Annotated in this window: 16 protein-coding genes; 6 read left to right on the forward strand and 10 right to left on the reverse strand. The window is 60.4% G+C overall.

The window, feature by feature from the left end:
- Positions 1 to 107 precede the first annotated feature (107 nt).
- From tadA to ACEN93_RS11155, 3 genes are read right to left on the reverse strand one after another with little or no spacing between them, the layout of a single operon-like run.
- Positions 108 to 605, reverse strand: coding sequence for a tRNA adenosine(34) deaminase TadA (gene tadA, locus ACEN93_RS11145; RefSeq protein ID WP_085606826.1), 498 nt, complete (start codon positions 603 to 605; stop codon positions 108 to 110).
- Entirely contained in the window at positions 605 to 1981 is a 1377-nt protein-coding gene (locus ACEN93_RS11150; protein ID WP_414882017.1) for a multicopper oxidase family protein, read from the reverse strand. The genes tadA and ACEN93_RS11150 overlap by 1 nt, the downstream gene beginning before the upstream one ends.
- Positions 1982 to 1994: 13 nt before the next feature.
- A complete protein-coding gene (locus tag ACEN93_RS11155) occupies positions 1995 to 2147 on the reverse strand; it encodes a hypothetical protein (protein WP_158248865.1) in 153 nt (50 codons plus the stop codon).
- A gap of 31 nt (positions 2148 to 2178) precedes the next feature.
- Here ACEN93_RS11155 and ACEN93_RS11160 point away from each other — a divergent pair, with 31 nt between their 5' ends.
- Together ACEN93_RS11160 and ACEN93_RS11165 are read left to right on the forward strand one after the other, a co-directional pair.
- Positions 2179 to 5310: a membrane-targeted effector domain-containing toxin gene (locus ACEN93_RS11160; protein WP_495611411.1), complete on the forward strand. Its 3132-nt coding sequence runs from the start codon at positions 2179 to 2181 to the stop codon at positions 5308 to 5310.
- A gap of 203 nt (positions 5311 to 5513) precedes the next feature.
- Entirely contained in the window at positions 5514 to 9881 is a 4368-nt protein-coding gene (locus tag ACEN93_RS11165) for a membrane-targeted effector domain-containing toxin (protein WP_495611412.1), read from the forward strand.
- An 83-nt stretch (positions 9882 to 9964) separates the two neighbouring features.
- On the opposite strand, the gene guaA is transcribed toward ACEN93_RS11165, so the two are convergent.
- The 4 genes from guaA to ACEN93_RS11185 all read right to left on the reverse strand — a co-directional run bounded on the left by guaA (position 9965) and on the right by ACEN93_RS11185 (position 14616).
- Entirely contained in the window at positions 9965 to 11542 is a 1578-nt protein-coding gene (gene guaA / locus ACEN93_RS11170; protein ID WP_064599229.1) for a glutamine-hydrolyzing GMP synthase, read from the reverse strand.
- 99 nt (positions 11543 to 11641) lie between these two features.
- Positions 11642 to 13111, reverse strand: a complete 1470-nt coding sequence (gene guaB / locus ACEN93_RS11175) for an IMP dehydrogenase (RefSeq protein WP_011335798.1) — start codon at positions 13109 to 13111, stop codon at positions 11642 to 11644.
- A gap of 115 nt (positions 13112 to 13226) precedes the next feature.
- Positions 13227 to 13775: a hypothetical protein gene (locus tag ACEN93_RS11180; protein WP_011335799.1), complete on the reverse strand. Its 549-nt coding sequence runs from the start codon at positions 13773 to 13775 to the stop codon at positions 13227 to 13229.
- Positions 13776 to 13848: 73 nt separating this feature from the next.
- Positions 13849 to 14616, reverse strand: coding sequence for a sulfite exporter TauE/SafE family protein (locus ACEN93_RS11185; protein ID WP_495611413.1), 768 nt, complete (start codon positions 14614 to 14616; stop codon positions 13849 to 13851).
- A gap of 100 nt (positions 14617 to 14716) precedes the next feature.
- On the opposite strand from ACEN93_RS11185, the gene ACEN93_RS11190 reads away from it, so the two are divergent.
- The 4 genes from ACEN93_RS11190 (at position 14717) to leuA (ending at position 19866) form a co-directional block, all read left to right on the forward strand.
- On the forward strand, positions 14717 to 15604 hold the full coding sequence (locus ACEN93_RS11190; RefSeq protein ID WP_495611414.1) for a LysR family transcriptional regulator: 888 nt from the start codon (positions 14717 to 14719) through the stop codon (positions 15602 to 15604).
- Positions 15605 to 15614: 10 nt separating this feature from the next.
- Positions 15615 to 16994: an exodeoxyribonuclease VII large subunit gene (gene xseA, locus ACEN93_RS11195; RefSeq protein ID WP_495611415.1), complete on the forward strand. Its 1380-nt coding sequence runs from the start codon at positions 15615 to 15617 to the stop codon at positions 16992 to 16994.
- Positions 16995 to 16997: 3 nt separating this feature from the next.
- Positions 16998 to 17819: a peptidoglycan DD-metalloendopeptidase family protein gene (locus ACEN93_RS11200; RefSeq protein WP_039765736.1), complete on the forward strand. Its 822-nt coding sequence runs from the start codon at positions 16998 to 17000 to the stop codon at positions 17817 to 17819.
- A gap of 367 nt (positions 17820 to 18186) precedes the next feature.
- The gene (gene leuA / locus ACEN93_RS11205; protein WP_007956672.1) at positions 18187 to 19866 is read left to right on the forward strand and encodes a 2-isopropylmalate synthase; all 1680 of its coding nucleotides are present in this window, start codon (positions 18187 to 18189) and stop codon (positions 19864 to 19866) included.
- Positions 19867 to 20062: 196 nt separating this feature from the next.
- On the opposite strand, the gene ACEN93_RS11210 is transcribed toward leuA, so the two are convergent.
- The 3 genes from ACEN93_RS11210 to der all read right to left on the reverse strand — a co-directional run bounded on the left by ACEN93_RS11210 (position 20063) and on the right by der (position 23619).
- Entirely contained in the window at positions 20063 to 20854 is a 792-nt protein-coding gene (locus ACEN93_RS11210) for an amidohydrolase (protein ID WP_085668158.1), read from the reverse strand.
- Entirely contained in the window at positions 20842 to 21990 is a 1149-nt protein-coding gene (locus tag ACEN93_RS11215) for a pyridoxal phosphate-dependent aminotransferase (RefSeq protein ID WP_495611416.1), read from the reverse strand. The genes ACEN93_RS11210 and ACEN93_RS11215 overlap by 13 nt, the downstream gene beginning before the upstream one ends.
- Positions 21991 to 22146: 156 nt before the next feature.
- Positions 22147 to 23619 (reverse strand): ribosome biogenesis GTPase Der, encoded by a 1473-nt coding sequence (gene der, locus ACEN93_RS11220; protein WP_007956675.1) that lies wholly within the window; start codon positions 23617 to 23619, stop codon positions 22147 to 22149.
- Between the last annotated feature and the right edge of the window lie 134 nt (positions 23620 to 23753).

Consider the following 23753-nt stretch of genomic DNA (forward strand, 5'->3'; position numbering starts at 1 on the left):
TGTGGGAGCTGGCTTGCCAGAGATAACGGTGGATCAGTCCACATCAATGCTTGATGTGCCGACGCCATCGCTGGCAAGCCAGCTCCCACAGGGTTTGATGTTGTTCTTCAGTCTGCCGGTTTCGCGCGCCGCGCCCGGAAGAACTCGGTCAACACCGCCCCGCACTCCTCCGCCAACACCCCACCCTCATACAGCACTCGATGGTTGAGAAAGCCCTGAGTGAAGAACTGCCCCTGGCTCTGCACAATTCCGGCCTTGGGCTCCAGCGCGCCGTACACCACACGGGCAATCCGCGAATGCACGATCAGCCCGGCGCACATGCTGCACGGCTCCAGCGTCACGTAGAGCGTGCTGCCCGGCAGACGATAGTTGCTCACAGCCTGAGCGGCGGCGCGGATCGCGACCATTTCCGCATGGGCACTCGGGTCACTGGCGCTGATCGGGCAGTTGAAGCCGCGACCGATGATTTCACCGTCCTGCACCAGCACCGCACCCACCGGCACTTCGCCGAGGGCCGCGCCTTGGGCCGCCAACTCCAGCGCCTCGCGCATGAAGTCGCGGTCACGGCTGCGGTCGATGATCGCCGCGGGGCGAATCTGGCGCATCACTTCACCTCGATGGCGGCCATCAGGCCGGTTTCCATGTGATCGATCACGTGGCAGTGGAACATCCACACGCCCGGGTTATCCGCCACCAGCGCCACTTGCGCGCGCTCGTTCTTGCCCAGCAGATAGGTGTCGGTGAAGTACGGCACGATCTTGTGCCGGTTCGACGCAATCACCTTGAAGCTCATGCCGTGCAGGTGGATCGGGTGCTGGTACTGGGTCATGTTCTTCAGTTCGAAAATATAGCTCTGGCCCAGTTTCAGGCTGGCGATCGGCCGGTCAGCGCAGGTCTTGTCGGTGATGTCCCAGGCCTTGCCGTTGATCTGCCACAGGCTCGGCGGCTTGCCGTTGTCGACATTCACCGACACCGACCCGACCCATTCGAAATTGAAGTTGAGTTTCTCGGCATTGGCCAGGTCCGGCTCGGCCACCGGGTTGGCCGGCAGCGCTTTCGGCCAGTCGGTTGGCGCGTCATTGTTGGCCACCGAACGTAAAGTGCCGAGGCGAACCGGGCCGTTGCGCAACGACAGTTCCTCGCCGGCCGGCGGTGCCTTGATCGCCAGGCAGATGCGCATGCCCGGGCCAAGCCAGTATTCCTTGCCCAATGGGCGCGGCTCGACCGGGTTGCCGTCCAGCGCATAGATCTGCGCTTCGACGCCGGGAATGTTGATGCGATAGGTCAGGGTGTTGTCGAGGTTGAGCAGGCGTACGCGGGTGATCTGCCCGGCTGGCAACTCGATCACCGGCGTAGGCACGCCGTTGATGGTCGACAGCCGACCCGCCGTACCACCACGGGCCGCTTCGCGCGGGATGCTGAATTCGACGAAGTTGCCCTCATCATCGATGTGCCAGTTTTTCAGGCTCAGGGTCTTTTCGTACTTGAACCCGGTCGGCTCGCGCTCTTCGACAATCAGCGGCCCGACCAGCCCGCGACCGAGTTCTTCGCTGCTGCTGACATGCGGGTGATACCAGTAGCTGCCGGCATCCGGCACCCGGAATTTGTAATCGAAGTATTCGCCCGGCAGCACCGGCAATTGCGAAACGTACGGCACGCCGTCCATTTCCAGCGGCAGACGGATGCCGTGCCAGTGAATGGTCGTCGCCACCGGCAGATGGTTGATGAAGCGCACACGCAGCCACTCACCCTGACGCACGCGCAATTCGGTGCCCGGTGCCGACGGGCCGAAGGCCCAGGCTTCAGTCTTGTGCCCTGGCACCAACTCGACGTCCAGTGGCGCGGCGATCAACTCATAATCATGCCCCGCATCGGCGTCGGCCACCTTGCCCAGCCAGTAACGCGTCGCACCACCGGCTCCCGCGCCAACCACTGCCAGACCGGCCAGGCCACCGAGGATTTGTCGACGGGAAAAGGACATGGACACAACTACCTCACAGATCAGCCGCAGGCCGGGACGCCCGCAAAAGGCGAATACGATACACCTGCGCCTGGGAAACAGTAAGGGTGACGCGGCGGATGGCCGCAGATTCGCTCACCTGCGGGTGGTACATATGTACCGCACTGTCCTCGAACGAACGGCTCATTCTCGGGCTCTCTTCTCAAGGATCAGAGCCAATGAACCCAGCAGAAACCCGCACACTGCCCAACGCCGCCGACAAGGCCGCCCTCCGGCACATGGCCACGCAGGTCGTCACCGCTTGCCCGAGCCTGAACGACACGGCCCGTCAGGTCGCCACAGAGCTGATGACCAGACACGGCATCACCGGCCTCGACCCCGATCACGTCTATTACCACCGGTTCAGAACCGCACAGAGCCTGTCCGTCTCCTTCACCGGCTGGCAGCACTACGGCGAAAAACCCTATGAGAGCCTGACCCTGACGCAACTGGTGATTCACCGGTTCCGCGCCACGGATCAGGACAACGCTGACCTGCTGGATCTCTACGGCGGTTTCTACACCGCAGGGCCGGACACCGAAAATTTCGATGCAACCAACGAAGTGCGCCTGCACGGCAACGAGGTTTTGAACGACTTCTGGCACATCAACTTCAGCGAGCGCTACCGCAACGAGCTACACACCTTCTGGAGCAGCCACGCCAGCGAGTTCCGTGCCCTGGCCAAATGCAACTTCCTCCATAAGGCTGTTGAAGCGCGGGAACTCGGTCATCTGAACGACGAAGATTTTCAGACAGTGATAACGGCGTTGTGCGGCTCTCTGACCTGGCCTGTCGACCTGCACGCCCTGCAGAGCGAATTCGAACCCGGTCATGGCCTTCGGGTCTGCATGCTGGAGATCGACGGTCATGTCGCCACCAACCTCCTGCGCATCATCGACTCGAAGGGACGGCAGATCGTCTATGTGCCCGGAGACAGCGAAGCGTTCCATGTACTGGACACGCCCGCCGATCTGCACTGGTGGGTCCTGCAACAGTTGAAAGAGAATGTGCCCCGTGAACATTTTCTCGGCCATTTCCAGCTGGCTGACCGACACTCGATCAGCGAGAACATCAACGATCTGACAGATCGACTGGTCAGCACCTGGAGCCACGGAGACCATCACCTGGTCAATGCCGCAGATCGGGCGGTAACAGAGGATGCGTTCACCTGGCTTCGTGATTCCACTCGCGATGCGATGTTCGCCGAGGCCGACTTTTCCCTGACTTCGAATGGCGATCTGCGCAAAAAGTTGTGGATCGGCTACCTCAGTGCCGGGTTGAAAGTGTTCGGACCGATGGCCATGGTGGGCTGGCCTGTCGCATTGCCGGTGATTGGTGCCAGCCTGGCCAACATGGGGCTGAACATTGACAAGGCAGTCAACGGCAAAACTGCCGGCGAGCGCAAGGAGGGCGTTCTCGCAGCGGTGCTCAGTGGCATCGATGCGCTGCTCAATATTCCATTCTTGAAGGGAACCGGGGCACTGGCGGAGACGGAGTCCGGGGAGTTTTCGCAAGCGATCGAGGCAAGCGAAATGCCTGAAGCCGGCACGGCATCGGAACTGGAATCCGAACATCCGAACGAACTTGTTTCAGCCGTGGAGGAGTTGTCGCCAGCCCCGTCCGAAAACCTGCCGGGGTCGAGGATCCCGCAGAAGTATCAGTCCAACGAAGTGCTGGACGGACTGACGCCAGTCTCGGAGCCCGGCAAGTACCAGGGGATTTACCGACTGAACACCGAGCCTTCCTGTGCAATCGTGATGAATGACACCGCTTATTACGTTCGCTACTTCAACGATTCACAAGGTGGCGGATTCTGGGCGATCGTCGACCCGGTCAAACCTAACCAGCTGGTTCATGCATTGCCGGTGCGATTGAACAGTGAAGGCGTCTGGGAGCGGATGACTCAACTGGGGCTCAAGGGCGGGGGGCAGTGTCTCGGCAAGCAATGCACCCTGGAGGTGGCCATGGAACTCGACGCACGCGAGCCCGCACCCGAAGAACCGGAACAGCTCCCCGCGCAATCCGATCCGCAGACGCCACTGACCACCGAGCCTCTGCCTTCGACTTCAACATCGGCCCCGGCCCCGGCCCCGGCTTCGAACGACATCCGCCTCGTCAGAACACCTTACGACGTCGACACCGTACGCCGGCAAGAACTGAAACGCTGGGCCATGCAACTGCGCGAAACGCATATTCAGATGCAGGTCGGTCCGGACGGTACGTTGATCGCAGCGGATCGATACGCCCCCCATTTCGCCGAGAAGGCCAGAGCACTGCTGATTTCCGCGAGACGTTTCTTCCACAATCTTTCCTGGGCGACCTTGCCGCCCCGCCCGGCGATACCGGCTGTCACCGCCTCAACGACCTTCGCGGACTTCAGTGCCCAGGCACTTGAAGCAGCGCCAGGCCTGGTGATCGGCGAAACCCCGGGCCGCATCACCAGCATGCGCCTGATGATTCAGAACATGCCCGCTCTGGCTCGCCAAGGGGTCAAGACCCTCTACGTGCGCCGTTTGCTCAGCGATTTCGCCCAAGCCGACCTGAACAGTTACTTCCAGTCCGGAGTCATGTCCAAAGACCTGGAAAAGTATCTAAGCCGGCTCGGCACCGACCCGGCAGCGCAGTTTGACGAACTGGCGCTGGTGAAAAGCGCCCGGCAGAACGGGATCAGAGTCCAGGCTACCGACTGTGCGGCAGTATATAAAAGACCCGTATCTCTCCCGCGCCCCGAAGAGCAGATCGCGACCAACCATCTCACAGCCGACATCATGTTCATGGATCAGTCGCTGAATGTGGTCGGTAAATGGGTGGTGCTGACCGGAGCAGAAAACACCAACACCTTCAGAGGCTTTGCCGGTATCAGCGAACTGGAGGGCGGCATCGGGGTACGAATCGAAGAGGTGGATCCGGGACAAGGCGAACGGTTGATTACAGACCCTGGTATTGAGATCGAGCGAGGCCCATACCCGCTGCCAACCATGATGGGCGGAAATTCCGATCCCCTGTACGCCGATGTGCTTCTGAAAATGGAAGCACCCTCTGTGAGCCGAAGCGGGTTGCAAATACACCAACTGCTTTATCGCGCCGGCATGTATATGTTTGAGCGCTTTCAAGGCACCTATCGGTTGTTTCACCGCAGCGTTAATGGAGAGCTGGTGCAAACCCCGATCGAGACGTTCGCTGATGGACGGTATTACATAGATCGGCCAACCTGGGGCTCAATCCATCGTGTCCCTTTCGACAATCTTGAACAGTTATCCAGCGCGTTGAAACAAATGGGACTGCAGCTCCAAAGCCGCCTTCCAAACTGATCGAACGCTGTGTCGATGGTTTTCCCGACACCGGACAGGCCTCATCCGGCCTGCCCGGGTCAGGATCACTTCGTTGCGGAATTTTCCTGTCTGCCGTTTGACTTGATACGACAACAAACTGTCCCGGCGTCTGACAGACAAATCACGCCTTGGCTTGAAATGATCGCGGTGTTTTTTTCAACCACCACGCTCAAGGAAAGACTGTGGACACAACCAACGACATCACGCTGCCCAACTCCGACGACCGAAAAGCGCTAAGGGCGTTGGTCCCGGCACTGATCGAGGCCTGCCCCGACATGTACGAAATGGCCTGCGCGATTGCCAGGGACATTCTTGATCGTCATGGCATCAGAGGCCTGGAGCCGGAGCAGGTTTACTGGCATCGATTCCGGGCCGCCCAGAGCAGCCCCCGAACTTTCACCGGCTGGGAACACCTGTTCGAAGTCCCGCGCGAATCGATGACCTTGCCGCAACTGGTGATCCAGCGATTCAGCGTGCACGACCAGGACAACGCCGACCTGCTGGATTCCGATGCCGGTTTCTATAGCGCCGGACCGGATGCCGGCACCTACAACGAAACCAACGAAGTCCGGTTGCACAGCAGCGATGTACTAAAGGCGTTCTGGGCGATCAATTTCGCTGATCGCTACCGGCAAAAGGTGGACTCTTTCTGGAGCAAACACGGCACGACATTCCGGACACTGGCCAAATGCACCTTCCTGGCCAAGGCGATGGAGGATCGTGAAAGCGGTCGACTGTCGGATGACAATTTCAGGGTGGCAGTCAAAGCCATCGCCGGCAATGTGAGCTGGCCGGTCACGCGCAAAATGCTTGAGGTTGAGGTACTGCCGCCCGATGGCCTGCGCGTGGGTCTGCTGAAAATCGGCGGCTTCGTTGCGACCGATATCCTGTGCATCAGCGATGGAAAGGGCGGCGTCATCCTGTACGTACCGGGAGAAATCTGGGGCGTGCACGCCTTGCAGAACGCTCGCGACCTGCATTGGTGGGTGCTGTCGCAGATCAGAAAGCCTTCGGATCGAAAACGCTTCATGGCGCATTTCCAGGTTGCCGATCACGACATCATGGAAGATACCTCCTGGCGTGCCGTCGCCAATCGCCGCTGGCTCTGGGTACTGGGGCCTCTGGCAGGCATCGTTTCGGAGCTCTGGCGCGCGCCGCATATCGAAAACGTCGGGCTCAGCCATGTCCTGGATCTGCTGGTCAGTACCTGGGACAGCAACGATCACACGCTGGTTGCCCATACCGGCGAAGCGTTGGACAAGGACATTTTTTCCTTCCTGTCGACGGCAACGCAGGCGCGGATGATCAGCGATGCGGAATTCATGATGCATTCCAATGGCGACCTGCGCAAAAAGCTGTGGATCGGTTATCTCAGCGCATTCAACCGGATGTTTGGCCCATTGGCTGCCGTTGGCTGGCCAGTGGCGCTGGCGGTCGTTGGCGCCGGCATTGCCAGCGTCGGTCTGCAAATCGATCAGGCCGTGAATGGCAAAACGCCTCAGGCGCGAAAGGCCGCCGTGACCGGAGCGATATTCTCTGCCATCGATACGCTGTTCAACGCCACCTTTATCAAGGGCAGTGGTCGACTGCCGGAGATCGCCGAGACCAATACCGTCATCGCGTCGCAAGAGTCCATTGCTGAAACCGGACTGTCCATTACCACAGAAGAAAAACTTTCCGCAGCGGCCGCTATCCGTTCGCCACTGCCTGAACTGGCAGAGATCGCACCGAAACAGGTTCTACCTGCGCAGCCCGAGGATTTCCTCGCTTCATTCAAGACCGTGCCCACCGAGGCTTCGCGGATTGAGGCCGGCAATCCAAAATTCAAGGAAATTATTCGTACGCCCTCCGGTAAACAGTACATCTACATGCGCCGCGCCTCGGGCGACGGCTTTTATCAGGTTCGCTATGTCGGGCAGTTGCGGGGGTGGGTCATCATCGATCCGGCCAATCCCTACTCGTTCTATCGCAACGTGCCGGTGCGCCTGAACGAAGCACGCCAGTGGGAGCCTGTCGCTCGGCCCGGACTCAGAGGCGGCATGAAAATTTTCGGTGAGTGGCCCTGGGGGCACACTGCCGATCCGCTGCCCGAAGTATCGACAGAACCGATGCCCTATGATGTCCCCGGCGCCTCCAGAACGACGATGCAGCCCTTGGCAGAAGCCCGTGTCGATGACTTTCCGCTGGACAGCGTCAACGGGAGTGACCGCCTGTATCAGACGTTCAAATCCACACGCCGCAATCTTTATGACGACGCCATCAACTTCTACGCCGCCCCGAATCAGCCCCCACGTCCACCCCTGCCTGCATTCAAGTCCGGCACGTCCTTTTCCGAGATGAGCAAGCGCGTGCTCAAGGAAACGCCCGGACTGGTAATCGGCCAGGACAACACCACCGGCGCCCGGCAAGTGCTGATCGACAACCTGAAGGTCATGAGCAAACAGAAGGTCAAGACCTTGTACATGGATCATCTGCTGACCGATTTTCATCAGGTGGATCTCGATGCCTTCCACAAGACCGGCAAGATGTCTCCCACGCTGGAGGATTATCTGAAACTTCTGGATTCACGGCTCGATACAGATCCAGCTTCTGCCCACACGTACACTGAACTGGTCAGGAGCGCACAGAAGAATCATATCCGCGTGCAGGCCCTCGACTGCATGGCCAGCCGGCGCTTTCCGCTCATGGAGCAAACATCCGATATCAGTAGCCGGAAAATGATGAACTACTTTTCCGATACCGTGATCCGGGCCGATCAGACAGCAAGGGGCTCTCATCGCTGGGTCGCGCTGGTGGACCAGGAACGCGCCAGCACCTTCGAAAACGTTCCCGGGCTCAGTGAACTGGTAGGCGCTGCATCGCTGCGTGTCGAGGCAGTTTCTCTGGATCCGATTCGCGGAATCACGGTCGACCCTGGTAAAAAAGTATTCGATTTGCTGCAACGGCCTGTCGACCTGATAAAGAGTGACTTGCGCCTTCAACTGCATGCCACTGCCGCGACAACCACCGCGCGCACGCTCGATGAAGCGCTGCCACGCAAAGGCATGTTCATGGTTCAGGTCGAGCGCGGCCAGTCGATGCTGGTCCACCGCAGTGGCAACGGCCAACTGGTGAACACCCCTGTCCAGCGAGATGAAGGTGGCATTTTCGTGACACGACCACGTTGGACTTCTGTCACGGGTCGTCATTTCGAGAGCATTCAAGCACTGTCCGAAGCCCTTGAAGATGAAGGCCTGAGTCTGAGGCGGGTGCGTATCGATCCCAAAGCCATACCTGGCAAATCACCAGCCATCGGCGAGCCGCCCATTCCTTCTGTGTCGGCAAGCAGCGCGCAGAGGATGCCTTTCCCGTCATCCACCGTAACGGATACTCCGCAGGTCACTTCGCCGTATGACATCCTGCCTCAACACCGTCAGGCCCTGACAGAAGCGGTCATCGGCCATGAACCTCGCCTGCTGTCAGACGAGTTTACGGTCAGTGAATCCGCCGAGGCCTATGCGAACTTCAAAGCCCTGAGAAAACGACTGCTACAGGATGCCATACGCTTCTACGCGGATCTGCGCCTGCCTCAGCGCCCGGTCGCTACGCCGCTGGACCCCGCCTCGTCGGGTCCCACAATCATCGCCCGGCTATTCGAAGAGTTTTCGGGACTGGTCGTCGGCGAGAGCCATTCAGAGATCGGCGCCAAACAGTTTCTCATCGACAATATGCAAACCCTGGCCAGACACGGTGTAAAAACCATCTATCTGGAACATCTGCTGACAGACTTTCACCAGGCGGCTCTGGACAACTTTGCCAGGACATCGGTAATGCCCCGGAATCTTGAGTGGTATTTGATCAGTCAGGACCTCGGGCATCTGACCGATCCATCCGGACGCTATACCTTTCTCAATCTGGTGCTGGAGTCAAACAAGCATGGCATCCGGGTTCAGGCCATAGACTGCATGGCCAGTTACAAACTGGACGGCATGCAGACCTACGAACTGGCGATCCGGCAAAAAATGATGAACTTCCACGCCCGGACAGTGATAAGCGCCGACCAGACAACAAGAGGCACGCACCGGTGGGTGGCGCTGATGGGGAACTCTCATTCCAATACCTTTGAGGGCGTTGCGGGAGTCAGTGAACTGGAGGGTGCCATTGGTTTGCGCGTCGAGGATGTTGCCCAAGGGCACTCAAACGGCATCGAGCCCGATCCGGGCAGAACGTTTCTCGACCACAGTGGCGCCTCCGCCGGCCTGGCCAAGGGCGACCTGCGGCTGCAGGTGGAGACGCCCTGGTATGCGCAAACGAGACCGGAACTGGAAAAACTGCTGGCCCGACCTGGGCTCTACACCTTGAAGCGAGAACCTCGGCAAACCTTCCTTTGCCACCGATCCCGCGAGAACCGGATGGTGCTGACTCCGATCGAGTTCGAATCCGGTCGCTTTTTCATCGAGCGTCCCTCATGGCCCAACCTCCATGAAAAACGTTTCGACAGCATCCATGCGCTGCTCAAGGCACTTGATCAACGCGGCATGAAGCTGGCCGGCTGGTCAAAACCCTTGTAATCAAAAACAAAAAACCGTGTGAATCACTGATTCACACGGTTTTTTGTATTGGGTGCGTTTATGCCTTCAGGGCTTAAGCGGGATCACTCCCACTCAATGGTCGCCGGCGGCTTGCTCGACACGTCGTAAGTCACGCGCGAAATGCCTTCGATTTCATTGATGATGCGGCCGCTGACGGTTTCCAGCAGTTCGTAAGGCAGGTGAGCCCAACGCGCGGTCATGAAGTCGATGGTCTCCACGGCACGCAGGGCCACGACCCAGGCGTAACGACGGCCATCGCCGACCACGCCAACCGATTTCACTGGCTGGAACACGACGAAGGCCTGGCTGACCTTGTGGTACCAGTCGGCCTTGCGCAGTTCTTCGATGAAGATGTGGTCGGCGCGACGCAGCAGGTCGGCGTATTCCTTCTTCACTTCGCCGAGGATGCGCACGCCCAGGCCCGGGCCCGGGAACGGGTGACGGTAGACCATGTCGTACGGCAGGCCCAGTTCCAGGCCCAGACGACGGACTTCGTCCTTGAACAGTTCGCGCAGTGGCTCGACCAGTTTCAGGTTCATCTCTTCCGGCAAGCCGCCCACGTTGTGGTGCGACTTGATCACGTGGGCCTTGCCGCTTTTCGCGCCAGCCGACTCGATCACGTCCGGGTAGATGGTGCCCTGAGCCAGGTACTTGATGTTGTCCAGCTTGCAGGATTCGGCATCGAACACGTCGATGAAGGTACGGCCGATGATCTTGCGCTTCTTCTCTGGATCGGCTTCGCCGGCCAGGTTGTTCAGGAACTGGTCTTCAGCGTTGGCGCGGATCACCTTGACGCCCATGTTCTCGGCGAACATGGCCATCACTTGCTCGCCTTCGTGCAGACGCAGCAGGCCGTTGTCGACGAAGACGCAGGTCAGTTGATCACCGATGGCCTTGTGCAGCAGCGCCGCAACCACCGAGGAATCCACACCGCCGGACAGACCCAGCAGCACGTTGTCGGTACCGACCTGTGCGCGGATGTTGGCGATGGCGTCTTCGGCGATCTTCGACGGGGTCCACAGGGCTTCACAGCCGCAGATGTCGAGAACGAAACGCGACAGGATGCGACCGCCCTGCTTGGTGTGGGTCACTTCCGGGTGGAACTGCACGCCATAGTAGGCGCGCTCGTCGTTGAACATGCCGGCGATCGGGCAGCTCGGGGTGCTGGCCAGGATGTGGAAATCGCTCGGCATCCTGGTGACCTTGTCACCGTGGCTCATCCACACGTCGAGGCCGAACAGGCCGTCAGCGTCGATATGGTCTTCGATGCCGTCGAGCAGGCGGCTCTTGCCGACCACGTCAACGCGGGCGTAACCGAACTCACGCAGCTCGGAGCCTTCAACCTTGCCGCCCAGTTGTTCGGCCATGGTCTGCATGCCGTAGCAGATACCGAAGACCGGTACGCCCAGATCGAACACCGCTTGCGGGCAGCGCGGGCTGTTGGCTTCGTGCACGGACTCGGGACCGCCGGCGAGGATCACGCCTTTTGGCGCAAATTCGCGGATCGCATCTTCGTCCATGTCGAACGGGTGCAGTTCGCAGTACACACCGATCTCGCGCACGCGGCGGGCGATCAGTTGGGTGTATTGCGAACCGAAGTCGAGGATCAGGATGCGGTGAGCGTGAATGTCGAGGGCCATGATTCAGTCTCGTCTAAGTAATTCAGAAACAGTCTTGATTCAGAAACAACTCGGGGCTGAATAAAACAGCCCCGGTCATTTAACGTTTTGCTTGAAGCCTCAACCTACGCGGTAGTTTGGCGCTTCCTTGGTGATCTGCACGTCGTGAACGTGGGACTCGGCCATGCCGGCACCGGTGATCCGCACGAACTCAGGCTTGGTGCGCATTTCTTCGATGTTGGCGCTGCCGGTGTAACCCATCGAAGAACGCAGACCGCCCATCAACTGGTGGATGATCGCGCTCAGGGTGCCCTTGTAAGGAACACGGCCTTCGATGCCTTCCGGAACGAGTTTCTCGGCGCCTGCCGAGGAGTCCTGGAAGTAACGGTCGGAAGAACCTTGAGCCTGGGACATGGCGCCCAGCGAACCCATGCCGCGATAAGCCTTGTAGGAACGGCCCTGGAACAGTTCGATCTCACCCGGCGCTTCTTCGGTACCGGCGAACATCGAGCCCATCATCACGCAGGACGCACCGGCAACGATGGCCTTGGACAGGTCACCGGAGAAACGGATGCCGCCGTCGGCGATCAACGGAACGCCGGTGCCTTCAAGGGCAGCGGCAACGTTGGCGATGGCACTGATTTGCGGAACGCCGACACCGGCGACGATACGGGTGGTGCAGATCGAGCCAGGGCCGATACCGACCTTGACCGCGTCGGCGCCAGCTTCGGCCAGAGCCTTGGCGGCTGCGCCGGTGGCGATGTTGCCGCCGATCACCTGCACTTCAGGGAAATTCTCTTTGACCCAGCGAACGCGGTCGATCACGCCTTTGGAGTGACCGTGAGCGGTGTCGACAACCACCACGTCCACACCGGCATTGACCAGGGCTGCAACGCGGTCACCGGTGTCTTTACCGGTACCGACCGCAGCGCCAACGCGCAGACGACCCTGGTCGTCCTTGCTGGCCAGCGGGTAGGCCTTGGCTTTTTCGATGTCTTTGACGGTCATCATGCCTTTGAGGGCAAACTTGTCGTCGACGATCAGGACTTTTTCCAGGCGGTGCTTGTGCAGCAGCTCGCGGACTTCGTTCTTGTCGGCGCCTTCGCGAACAGTGACCAGACGCTCTTTCGGCGTCATCACTTCACGAACGGTGGCATCCAGACGGGTTTCGAAACGTACGTCACGGGAAGTGACGATGCCGACCAGGTCGCCATCGTGCAGCACCGGAACGCCGGAAATGTTGTGCATGCGGGTCAGTTCGAACAGATCACGAACCGTGGCGTCAGCCTCGATGGTGATTGGATCCTTGACCACACCGGCTTCGAACTTCTTGACCTTGCGAACTTCGGCAGCTTGCTGCTCGATGGTCATATTCTTGTGGATAATGCCGATGCCACCTTCCTGAGCCATGGCGATTGCCAGACGGGCTTCGGTGACGGTGTCCATGGCGGCAGAAACCAGAGGAATGTTCAGCTCGATGCCACGGGTAAGGCGGGTCTTCAGACTGACTTCGTTAGGAAGCACCTCGGAATAACCGGGCACTAGGAGAATGTCGTCGAAGGTCAGAGCTTCTTGGCTGATACGCAGCATCGCGGGGGCTCCCGAGCGGGAAAATGGAAGCGCGCCATTATACTCAGACACCCTACCGGGCTCAATGTAAAACTTGTCTTATATCAATGTTGCTGATGTACGGGAAAAACGCCCCTTACAACTCGACCTTGACCCAGCTCACCGGTTGATCCAGCCAGTCGGCGAATTCGTCGATGAAACTCTGCTTGAAACCCGCCTCCAGCCAGTTGTTGAAGATGAAACCGAGATTGGAAAACCCGCACTCCTGCAAATACAGAAAACCGTTGATGTCGTCCTCATGCCCGCATTCAGGGCAGGTGAAGTTGTCGGTGCGGCCCGGCATCCAGTCTTCCAGGCTTTCGAACAACGCTTCGCCGATCTCCTGACGGCATTCGGCGCACCCGGCTTCTTCGAGAAAACCCTTGGCCGGGGTGTAGATGCAGCGCTTGGTGATGACTTCCAGACCATTGATTGGCTCACCAAACGGCAGCGCCTCGGGATGCAACACCACCGCGCGGGCGCCATCGGCGATGGCGTAGGCCATGCGATTGCCGGTGCGTCCACAGGTGCTCAGCTCTTCCTTGACGATGTTCTTGCGCACCAGCCAGCGCAGGATCGCCCGGGCCCGGGGTTCGTGCACCGGCAGGTTGGAGATTTTCGGGACGATGATGCTTTGGGAATTCATGGTGCAAGCCTGCTGCGTCAAAGGATGTTCTGCGACGAACGCGGCCGGCAGCTTAATCCCTGACAAAATCCGGTCAAGTGCTTAAATAGCGGCCGATCAGCGCAATCCCGCTCGCCAGCACCAGCCAGGTCACCAGCCGCACGAAGGCCTCGCGGGACAGGCGCATGGTCAAGCGCCGTCCGACCCACAAGCCCAGCGCCATGGCCGGCAACAGGCACAGCGCCAGCATCAACAAGGGTAGCTCGGCATACACCCCGGCGATGGCAAACAGGCTCAAACGCACCACCGTGCTGCAACTGATCAGCGCACTTTGCGTCGCCCGCGCCGCGTCCTTGGGCAGTCGGCTGTTGAGGTAGATCGCATACAGAAAGCCGCCACTGCCGAACAACGCTCCGAACAGCCCGCCCACCGTACCCATCGGCAACGCCCACCCGGCGGACAACTGCGCCGGCCGCGCCTTGATCCACAAGCTGTAGATCGCATAGGCACTGATGAACAGCCCCATCAATAGCAGCAAAAGATCAGACTTGAGGTTAAGCAGAAAAATCACCCCCAGCGTGCACCCCAGCGCCATGCACGGCAGCAGCCGCAGCAACTCCGGTTTCGCCACATCCCGCCGCGACGGCAGCAAATTGCCGAACGCCGCGACGAAATCCAGCAGCACCAGCAACGGCACGATTTTCGACAGCGGCATGAACAGAATCAGAATCGGCCCCGCTACCAGCGCCGTACCGAAACCGGCAATCCCGAACACGATGTAGGCCAACGCGATGGCCAATCCGATCACCACCCAGCCCTGGGCGCCCCACGACCATTCGCTCAACATCCCCGCCACACTCATCCGTTCGCTTCCTTTATAAGCCTGCGATGACTTTAGCCAGCGCCGAGGTTTGCGACTAATATCTTCGGAACTGCCAAGCCATCTCGAAAAGGCATGCCTCGTGCTTTCAACCCGTCAATTGCGCTACTTCGTGGAAATCGCCGAGAGCGGCAGCTTCAGCGCGGCAGCCGAACGGCTGTTCATTGCTCAGTCGGCGCTGAGCCGGCAGATCAAGGACATGGAAACCCGCCTGCAAACGCCGCTGTTCGAACGCACCGCGCGCCAGCCCCGCCTCACCGCCGCTGGCGAAGCGTTCCTGCCCCGGGCGAAAAATCTGCTCAATGAACTGAACAAGGCCAGCACCCTGGCCACGGAAATCGGCCAAGGGCAGCGCGGCACCTTGCGCCTTTGTCACTCCAGCACCGTGCCGATCAGCGGCCAATTGTTGCGCGACATGAGCGCGTACCTGGAGCAACAACCCGGCGTTTCGCTGGACATCGGCACGCTCTCCTCGGAGGCGCAACTTGAAGAACTGGCCGAGGGCCGGCTCGATATCGGCCTGCTGCGTCTGCCGGTGCTGCGCCAGCGCGAGGGTGTTCAGATTGTGCCGCTCTACACCGAACGTCTGCTGCTTGCTGTGCCGGCGGATCATCGACTGGCGTCGACGGAGGCAGTCGATCTGGCGCAATTGAAGGACGAAGCATTCATCTCCATCCCGCATCCGCAGCGCGGCGGGCTGAGTTATTTGTGCGCCGACCTGTGCATGCGTCACGGTTTCTTCCCCCGGGCTGCTAGAGTGATGTCGCGCAAGACCACGCAATTGCAGTTGATCCAGGCCGGATTCGGCATCGCTCTGCTGCCGGATTCAATGCAGGACATCGCGCCCGCCGGCGTGAGATTTCTGCCGCTGACCGGCGATTGCCAGAGCACCGTCGCCCTCGCATCTCGGCAAAATCCCACACCTCTGGTGCAACACTTCCTCCAGACATTCACCGGCGAATGCCTTTAAACTGCGCCCCATGATTAAAGATCCCTTTGCAAGACTCGGCCTCGACCGCGAAGTCCTGACCGTCAGCCAGCTCAACGGCCGCGCGCGGGTGTTGCTCGAAGACGTGTTCAGCAACATCTGGGTCGAAGGCGAAATCTCCAATCTCGCCCGCCCGGCGTCAGGCCACGTGTATTTCACGCTCAAGGACAGCGGCGCGCAGGTGCGTTGCGCACTGTTTCGCCAGAACGCTGCGCGGGTGCGTCAGGCGCTGAAGGACGGCCTGGCAGTCAAGGTGCGTGGCAAGGTCTCGCTGTTCGAAGGGCGTGGCGACTATCAGTTGATCCTCGACACCGTGGAGCCTGCCGGTGACGGTGCGCTGCGCCTGGCCTTCGATGCCTTGAAGGAAAAGCTCAGCGCCGAAGGCCTGTTCAGTGCCGAGCGCAAAGTGCCGCTGCCGGCACACCCGCAGCGCATCGGCATCATCAGTTCGCCGACCGGCGCCGTGATACGCGACATCATCAGCGTGTTCCGCCGCCGCGCGCCGCAGGTGCAACTGACGTTGATTCCGACCGCCGTTCAGGGCCGAGAAGCCACCGCACAGATCGTCCGCGCCCTGAAACTGGCGGATGCCCGTGGCTTCGACGCGCTGATCCTGGCCCGTGGCGGCGGCTCGCTGGAGGATCTCTGGTGCTTCAACGAAGAGGCCGTCGCCCGGGCGGTCGATGCCTGTGTTACGCCGATCGTCAGCGCAGTCGGCCATGAAACCGACGTGTCGATCAGCGACTTCGTGGCGGACGTGCGCGCACCGACACCGTCCGCTGCTGCTGAACTGCTTGCCCCGGACTCCAGCCACCTGATCCGTCAGGTCGAAAGCCTTCATCGCCGGTTGGTGATGCGCATGCGTGACCGCCTGATGCGCGATCGCCTGCGCCTTGAAGGCATGACCCGCCGCTTGCGCCATCCCGGCGAGCGTCTGCGCCAGCAGGCACAGCGTCTGGACGATCTGGACATGCGCATGCGTCGGGCGTTCGAGCACCAGCTCAATACCCGTCGTGAACGCCTGATCCGTCTGGAAACCCGCCTCGCCGGGCAGCATCCGGGACGCCAGCTGGCCCTGTTGCGCCAACGTCTCGACAGCCTCGCCGAACGTCTGCCACGCGCCATGAACGAAGGCCTGAAACGTCGTCGCCTACAGTTGCAAAGCCAGATGCAGACCCTGCACGTGGTCAGCCCGCTGGCGACCCTCGGTCGTGGCTACAGCATTCTGCTGGATGAACGCGGCAACGCGATTCGTAACGCCGCGCAGACCCACACCGGCCAGCGCCTCAAGGCCAGACTGGGCGAAGGCGAACTGCAAGTGCGCGTCGAGGACAATCACCTGACGCCCGTCACCCTTTCTTTACTGGACTGATCCATGCCGCGTTTTCTCGCTCCGCTGCTGTTGCTCTGCCTGACCTTCAACGCCCACGCCGACAGTTACATCACCCGCCTGCTGAACAAACCGGTGCCGGGCGGCGTGGCTGTCGTCGATCTGGGGACCGCTGCGCAAGCGCCGAAAGCCACGTATCAGGGCAAACCGGTGCTGGTGGTCAAGGAACAGAACAACTGGCTGGCGATTGTCGGCGTTCCGTTGACCGTCAAACCCGGCGTTCAGCAGATCAGCAGTGGCGGCCGTAATCTCAACTTCAATGTCGGCAACAAGAAATACCCGGAACAGCACATCACCCTGAAGAACACCCAGCAGGTCAATCCGAACCCGGCCAACCTCAAGCGGATCGAGGGCGAACTGGCCGAGCAGATCAAGGCCTATCGCAGTTTCAGCCCGAACACACCGAGCAACCTGCTGCTGGACAAACCGGTCAACGGACCGCTGTCGAGCAAGTTCGGCGTGCGCCGTTTCTTCAACGGTGAAGAGCGCAATCCGCACGCAGGCCTCGACTTCGCAGTGCCGGCCGGCACGCCGATCAAGACCCCGGCAGCGGGCAAGGTAATTCTGATCGGCAACTACTTCTTCAATGGCAACACAGTGTTCGTCGACCACGGCCAGGGCTTCATCAGCATGTTCTGCCATATGTCGAAGATTGATGTGCAGAACGGCCAGCAACTGGCGCGCGGTGCGGTGGTGGGCAAGGTTGGCGCTACAGGTCGGGCGACCGGGCCGCACATGCACTGGAACGTCAGCCTGAACGATGCGCGGGTCGATCCGGCGATTTTCATTGGGGCATTCCAGCCTTGATTTGTGGGTGAAGCGACTGGCCCCATCGCGAGCAAGGTCGCTCCCACAGGGATTGCGCACGACGAACGGACTGCGCAATCTCTGCAAACATTCACTTTGATTCAGAGAATAAAATCTCGGAAAAAACCACTTTCCGGGTATTCCTCTCAATTTTTTCCGACTGCTTGCCATCCTCATCCCTCGCGGTTAGGGTTGAGGGCATGAAAACCTCTCACACCCTCATTCAGCTTCGCCAGCACCGCAGCCTGTGCCTCGTCAGCGCACGACTGCCGGGCTGAATCGCTGCGCCTCGTCCCACGCTTTTCCAAGAACGTTCGTTCCACCGGCAGGCCGCCTCTTTTCGGCCCAGACAATAAGGAATTTCCCGATGAGCATGCTCAAAGACCCGTCTTCGAAATACCGCGCGTTTCCAGTGATCAACCTGCCGGATCGCACCTGGCCGTCGAAAACCATCGATGCCGCGCCGATCTGGTGCAGCTCCGACCTGCGTGACGGCAACCAGTCGCTGATCGAACCAATGGACGCGGTGAAAAAGCTGCGCTTCTGGAAAACCCTGGTGCAGGTGGGTGTGAAGGAAATCGAGGCGTCGTTCCCGGCCGCTTCGCAAACCGACTTCGACTTCGTGCGCACCTTGATCGAAGACGGCCACATCCCGGACGACACCACCATCCAGGTGCTGACCCAGGGCCGTGAAGACCTGATCGAGCGCACCTTCGAATCCCTGCGCGGGGCGAAGAAGGCAATCGTTCACCTGTACAACGCCACCTCCCCTTCTTTCCGTCGCATCGTCTTCAATCAGGACAAGGACGGGATCAAGGCCATCGCCGTCAACGCTGCCAAGCTGTTCGTCAAATACGCCGCCATGCAGCCGGACACCGAGTGGACCTTCGAGTACTCGCCGGAAACCTTCAGCGCCACCGAGCTGGAATTCGCCAAGGAAGTCTGTGACGCGGTGATCGAGGTCTGGAACCCGACGCCTGAGCACAAGATCATCCTCAACCTGCCGGCCACCGTTGAATGCGCGACGCCGAACGTCTACGCCGACCAGATCGAGTGGTTCCACCGCAACATCAACCGTCGTGACAGCGTGATCATCAGCCTGCACACCCACAACGACCGTGGCACCGGCGTGGCCGCCACCGAGCTGGGCCTGATGGCCGGCGCCGACCGCGTCGAAGGCTGTCTGTTCGGCAACGGCGAGCGTACCGGCAACGTCGACCTCGTGACCGTGGCACTGAACATGTACACCCAGGGCCTCGACCCGCAACTGGACTTCTCGGACATCGACGGCGTGCGCAAGGTGGTCGAAGAGTGCAACCAGATCCAGGTTCACCCGCGCCACCCATACGTCGGCGACCTGGTGCACACCGCGTTCTCCGGCTCCCACCAGGACGCGATCCGCAAGGGCTTCGCCCAGCAGAAATCCGACGCACTGTGGGAAGTACCATACCTGCCGATCGACCCGGCCGACATCGGCCGCAGCTATGAGGCGGTGATCCGCGTCAACAGTCAGTCGGGCAAGGGCGGCATCGCCTACTTGCTGGAGCAGGAATACGGCATCAGCCTGCCACGTCGCATGCAGATCGAATTCAGCCAGGTCGTGCAGCGTGAAACCGATCGCCTGGGCCTGGAGATGACCGCGCAGCAAATCCACGCGCTGCTGCACAGCGAATACCTGCAAGCCAACACCCCGTACGCGCTGGTCAGCCATCGCCTGCAGGAAGAAAACGGCAACAGCGCCGTCGAAGTGGAAGTGGCGAGCAAGGGTCAGGGCGAAACCAATCTGCACTGGCGCGGCAAGGGCAACGGCGCGCTGGAAGCGCTGGTGGCCGGTCTGCCGATTCCGGTGGAGATCATGGACTACAACGAACACGCCATCGGCGCGGGCACCAACGCCAAGGCGGCGGCCTACATCGAATTGCGTGTGAACGGCGAACGTGCGGTGCACGGCGTGGGCATCGATGAAAACATCACCACCGCCAGCTTCAAGGCCCTGTTCAGTGCGCTGAACCGCTCGCTGAGCCAGCCGGAAGCGAAAGCGGCGTAACTGACCGCTGCAATGCAAAAGGCCCCTGAGTGCGAACTCCGGGGCCTTTTTATTTTCTATCTGATCGTTCCCACGCTCTGCGTGGGAATGCAGCTCGTGACGCTCTGCGTCACTGGGACGCGGAGCGTCCCTTGAGGCATTCCCACGCGGACGGTTCAACGCCTCGACGTGGGAACGATCTAGGTGATCTGGGCTATCAGGTGAACTCGAAGGTGTCCGCGTCCAGATTCGCCGGGAACCGCTCGCGGTAAGCCGCCAGCGAAGCCGCTTCCAGAACCACCTTGAACACCCCGTCAGCCTCTCCCGCCGCCAGCAACGTCTCGCCCTGGAAGTCCAGCACCTGACTGTCGCCGGTATACGCGAAACCCTTGCCATCGGTACCCACCCGGTTGACCGCCGCCACATAGCACAGGTTTTCGATGGCCCGGGCCGGCAGCAACCGGTTCCAGTGCTGACGCCGTGCGCCCGGCCAGTTGGCGGTGTACAGCAGCAGGTCAGTGTCCTGAGCGTCGCGACTCCACACCGGGAAGCGCAAGTCGTAGCAAATCAGCGGACGCACCCGCCAGCCCTTGAGCTCGAACTGCACCTGGCGCTCGCCGGGGGTGTAGTGATTGTGCTCGCCGGCCATGCGGAACAGGTGACGCTTGTCGTAATGCAGCACTTCGCCGTCCGGCCGCGCCCACAGCAAGCGGTTGCGATGACTGCCGTCGGCAGCCTGGATGATCACGCTGCCCGTGACGACTGCGTTCAGCTTCGCTGCCTGGGCCCGCAGCCATTTGCTGGTCGGACCGTTTTCGGCTTCGGCCAGGGTTTCGGACGCCATGGAGAATCCGGTAGTGAACATTTCCGGCAGGATGATCAGATCCGCACCGCGCGCCTGCTCCAGCAACACATCGAAATGCTCGAGATTGGCCTGACGATCATGCCAGGCCAGGCTGGTCTGGATCAGCGCCAGGTTCAGATCGGGCAACGCACTCAGATCACGCATAGTTTGGCCGCCGCTTCCCGCAGCGTCTCCTCACGTTTGGCAAAGCACAGGCGCACCAGGCGCTGGCCTTCGGGTGGACTCTGGTAGAACACCGACACCGGAATACTCGCCACGCCGTGCTCGCGAGTCATCCACATCGCCATCTCGACATCGTTCAGGTCAGGGCGAATCTGCGAGTAATCGACCAACTGGAAATAGGTGCCGGTGACCCGAGTGAAACTGAATCGCGACGGCGCCAGCAGATCACAGAACAGATCGCGCTTGGCCTGATAGAAGCCCGGCAGCTCTTCGACGTGTTCCGGATGCTCGGCCATGTAATCGGCCAGGGCGTACTGCAACGGTGTCACGCCACAGAAGCTGACGTACTGGTGCACCTTGCGCAGCTCCGCCGTCAGGGCCGGCGGCGCCACGACGTAACCGGTTTTCCAGCCGGTGACGTGATAGGTCTTGCCGAACGAGCTGACCACGAAGGCGCGCTGATACAGCTCTTCATGGGCCAGCACGCTGACGTGCGGCACGCCGTCAAACACCAGGTGTTCATAGACTTCGTCGCTGATCACGTAGATGTCGCGATCTCGGATCAACGCCGCCAACTGATCCAGCTCGGCGCGACTGATCAAGGCACCGCTCGGGTTGTGCGGGGTGTTAAGGATGATCATCCGCGTTCGCGGGCTCAGGGCTGCGCTGAGTTTGTCGAAGTCGATGGAGAAATCCTTCAGCCCAAGTTGCACATGCACGCAGCGTCCGCCGGCCAGTTCTACTGCGGGCTCATAGCTGTCGTAGGCCGGGTCGAACACGATGACTTCGTCGCCGCTGTGGATAACCGCCTGGATGGCGCAGAAGATCGCCTGGGTCGCGCCGGGGGTCACGGTTACTTCGGTATCGGCATCGACGTTCGCGCCATAACTGCGGGCGATTTTCGCCGCAATCTGCTGGCGCAGCGCCGGCAGGCCGGTCATGGGCGAATACTGGTTGTGGCCGCTGGCGATGTGTCGACCGACCGCGTCGCGCAGTGCCTGCGGGCCGTCGAAATCGGGAAAACCCTGGGAAAGGTTGATCGCTCCGGTCTGCGCCGCGAGCTGAGACATCTGCGTGAAAATAGTGATGCCGACATTCGGCAGCTTACTGGTGATCATCGGGAGCCCCTTGCAGGTGAGCTGCAAGTTTCAAGCTGCAAGCGACAAGTTTCAAGCATCAATCCATCGCCCACAAAAAAGGGCTCTGAACAGAGCCCTTCTTTACTTCCACGCTTTAACTTGAAGCTTGCAGCTCGAAACCCGCAGCTGCTCTTTTTACTTCTTGTCGCGGCGCTTCTTGCTGGCTTTCTTGTTGTGCGACATCAAACGACGCTTCTTGTTGACCTGGCGGTCGGTCAGCGTGTTCTTGTTGCCTTCGTACGGGTTCTCGCCGCCCTTGAACTCGATACGGATCGGCGTACCGACCAGTTTGAGTACACGGCGGTAAGTGTTTTCCAGATAGCGCACGTACGACTTCGGCACTTTCTCGATCTGGTTGCCGTGGATCACGATGATCGGCGGGTTCGCACCACCCAGGTGAGCGTAACGCAGCTTGATCCGGCGGCTGTTGACCATCGGCGGCTGGTGCTCGCTGACCGCGTCTTCGAGAATCTGCGTCAGGCGGCTGGTCGGCCAGCGGGTGACCGCGGACTTGAACGAGTTCTGCACCGAGGCGTAAAGGTTGCCCACGCCAGTACCGTGCAGTGCCGAGATGAAGTGGATGTCGGCGAAGTCAACGAAGAACAACCGACGCTGCAGCTCGACCTTCACGAAGTCGCGCTCGCTTGGCGTCATGCCGTCCCATTTGTTGATCGCGATCACTAGCGCACGACCTGCTTCAAGAGCGAAGCCCAGCAGGTTGAGGTCGTGATCGACCACGCCTTCGCGGGCGTCCATCACGAAGATCACCACGTTGGCGTCTTTGATCGCCTGCAGGGTTTTGACCACGGAGAATTTTTCGACTTCTTCGTGGATCTTGCCGCGCTTGCGTACACCGGCGGTGTCGATCAGCGTGTACTTCTCGTCGTTACGCTCGAACGGGATGTAGATACTGTCGCGGGTGGTGCCGGGCTGGTCGTAGACGATTACCCGGTCTTCACCGAGCATGCGGTTGACCAGGGTCGACTTGCCGACGTTCGGCCGGCCGATGATGGCGATCTTGATCCCGTCTTTTTCGCTCGGGCCAGGAATGCGCTTGGCTTCCTCGCCTTCGGCGACCACTTCTTCCTCTTCACCTTCGGCCGGCTCGTCATCATCGCGCGGGAAGTCGCTCAGGGCGGCTTCCAGCAATTGCGTGATGCCGCGACCGTGGGCGCCGGCGATCGGGATCGCGTGGCCCATGCCCAGCGGGGCGAATTCGGCGCGGGCCATTTCCGGGTCGATGTTGTCGACCTTGTTGGCGACCACGTGGGAACGCTTGTTACGTTTGCGCAAGTGTTCGGCGATCATCTGGTCAGCGGCGGTGAAACCGGCCTTGGCATCTACCAGGAACAGAACGACATCCGCTTCTTCGATGGCCAGCAGCGACTGCTCGGCCATTTTTTCGTCCATACCATGCTCGTCACCGGAGATACCGCCGGTGTCGATCAGAATGTAGGAACGCCCTTGCCACTTGGCCTCACCGTACTGGCGATCACGGGTCAGACCGGACAAGTCGCCGACGATGGCGTCGCGAGTCCTGGTCAGGCGGTTGAACAAGGTGGACTTGCCGACGTTCGGTCGGCCCACCAGGGCGATTACGGGAACCATGCGGCTCTCCACTTCGTTATTTCAGAAAATACAAAAGCCGCTGCGAGGCAGCGGCTGGTGCTCGGGGCAACACCCGTGGGTGCTGCAAACCCTGCAGAAGCAAGGCCGCCTGGGGAGTTAACCCCAAGCATAGT

This window comes from Pseudomonas sp. Pseusp21, assembly GCF_059492145.1.

What these genes read in the sequence shown, in the direction of transcription:
- ACEN93_RS11210 (WP_085668158.1), bottom strand. Translation starts at nt 20,854, where the DNA reads ATGCGTGATCTGAGTGCGTTGCCCGATCTGAACCTGGCGCTGATCCAG.
- ACEN93_RS11200 (WP_039765736.1), top strand. Translation starts at nt 16,998, where the DNA reads ATGCCGCGTTTTCTCGCTCCGCTGCTGTTGCTCTGCCTGACCTTCAAC.
- ACEN93_RS11180 (WP_011335799.1), bottom strand. Translation starts at nt 13,775, where the DNA reads ATGAATTCCCAAAGCATCATCGTCCCGAAAATCTCCAACCTGCCGGTG.
- ACEN93_RS11150 (WP_414882017.1), bottom strand. Translation starts at nt 1,981, where the DNA reads ATGTCCTTTTCCCGTCGACAAATCCTCGGTGGCCTGGCCGGTCTGGCA.
- leuA (WP_007956672.1), top strand. Translation starts at nt 18,187, where the DNA reads ATGAGCATGCTCAAAGACCCGTCTTCGAAATACCGCGCGTTTCCAGTG.
- der (WP_007956675.1), bottom strand. Translation starts at nt 23,619, where the DNA reads ATGGTTCCCGTAATCGCCCTGGTGGGCCGACCGAACGTCGGCAAGTCC.
- guaB (WP_011335798.1), bottom strand. Translation starts at nt 13,111, where the DNA reads ATGCTGCGTATCAGCCAAGAAGCTCTGACCTTCGACGACATTCTCCTA.
- xseA (WP_495611415.1), top strand. Translation starts at nt 15,615, where the DNA reads ATGATTAAAGATCCCTTTGCAAGACTCGGCCTCGACCGCGAAGTCCTG.
- ACEN93_RS11160 (WP_495611411.1), top strand. Translation starts at nt 2,179, where the DNA reads ATGAACCCAGCAGAAACCCGCACACTGCCCAACGCCGCCGACAAGGCC.
- ACEN93_RS11185 (WP_495611413.1), bottom strand. Translation starts at nt 14,616, where the DNA reads ATGAGTGTGGCGGGGATGTTGAGCGAATGGTCGTGGGGCGCCCAGGGC.
- guaA (WP_064599229.1), bottom strand. Translation starts at nt 11,542, where the DNA reads ATGGCCCTCGACATTCACGCTCACCGCATCCTGATCCTCGACTTCGGT.
- tadA (WP_085606826.1), bottom strand. Translation starts at nt 605, where the DNA reads ATGCGCCAGATTCGCCCCGCGGCGATCATCGACCGCAGCCGTGACCGC.
- ACEN93_RS11215 (WP_495611416.1), bottom strand. Translation starts at nt 21,990, where the DNA reads ATGATCACCAGTAAGCTGCCGAATGTCGGCATCACTATTTTCACGCAG.
- ACEN93_RS11155 (WP_158248865.1), bottom strand. Translation starts at nt 2,147, where the DNA reads ATGAGCCGTTCGTTCGAGGACAGTGCGGTACATATGTACCACCCGCAG.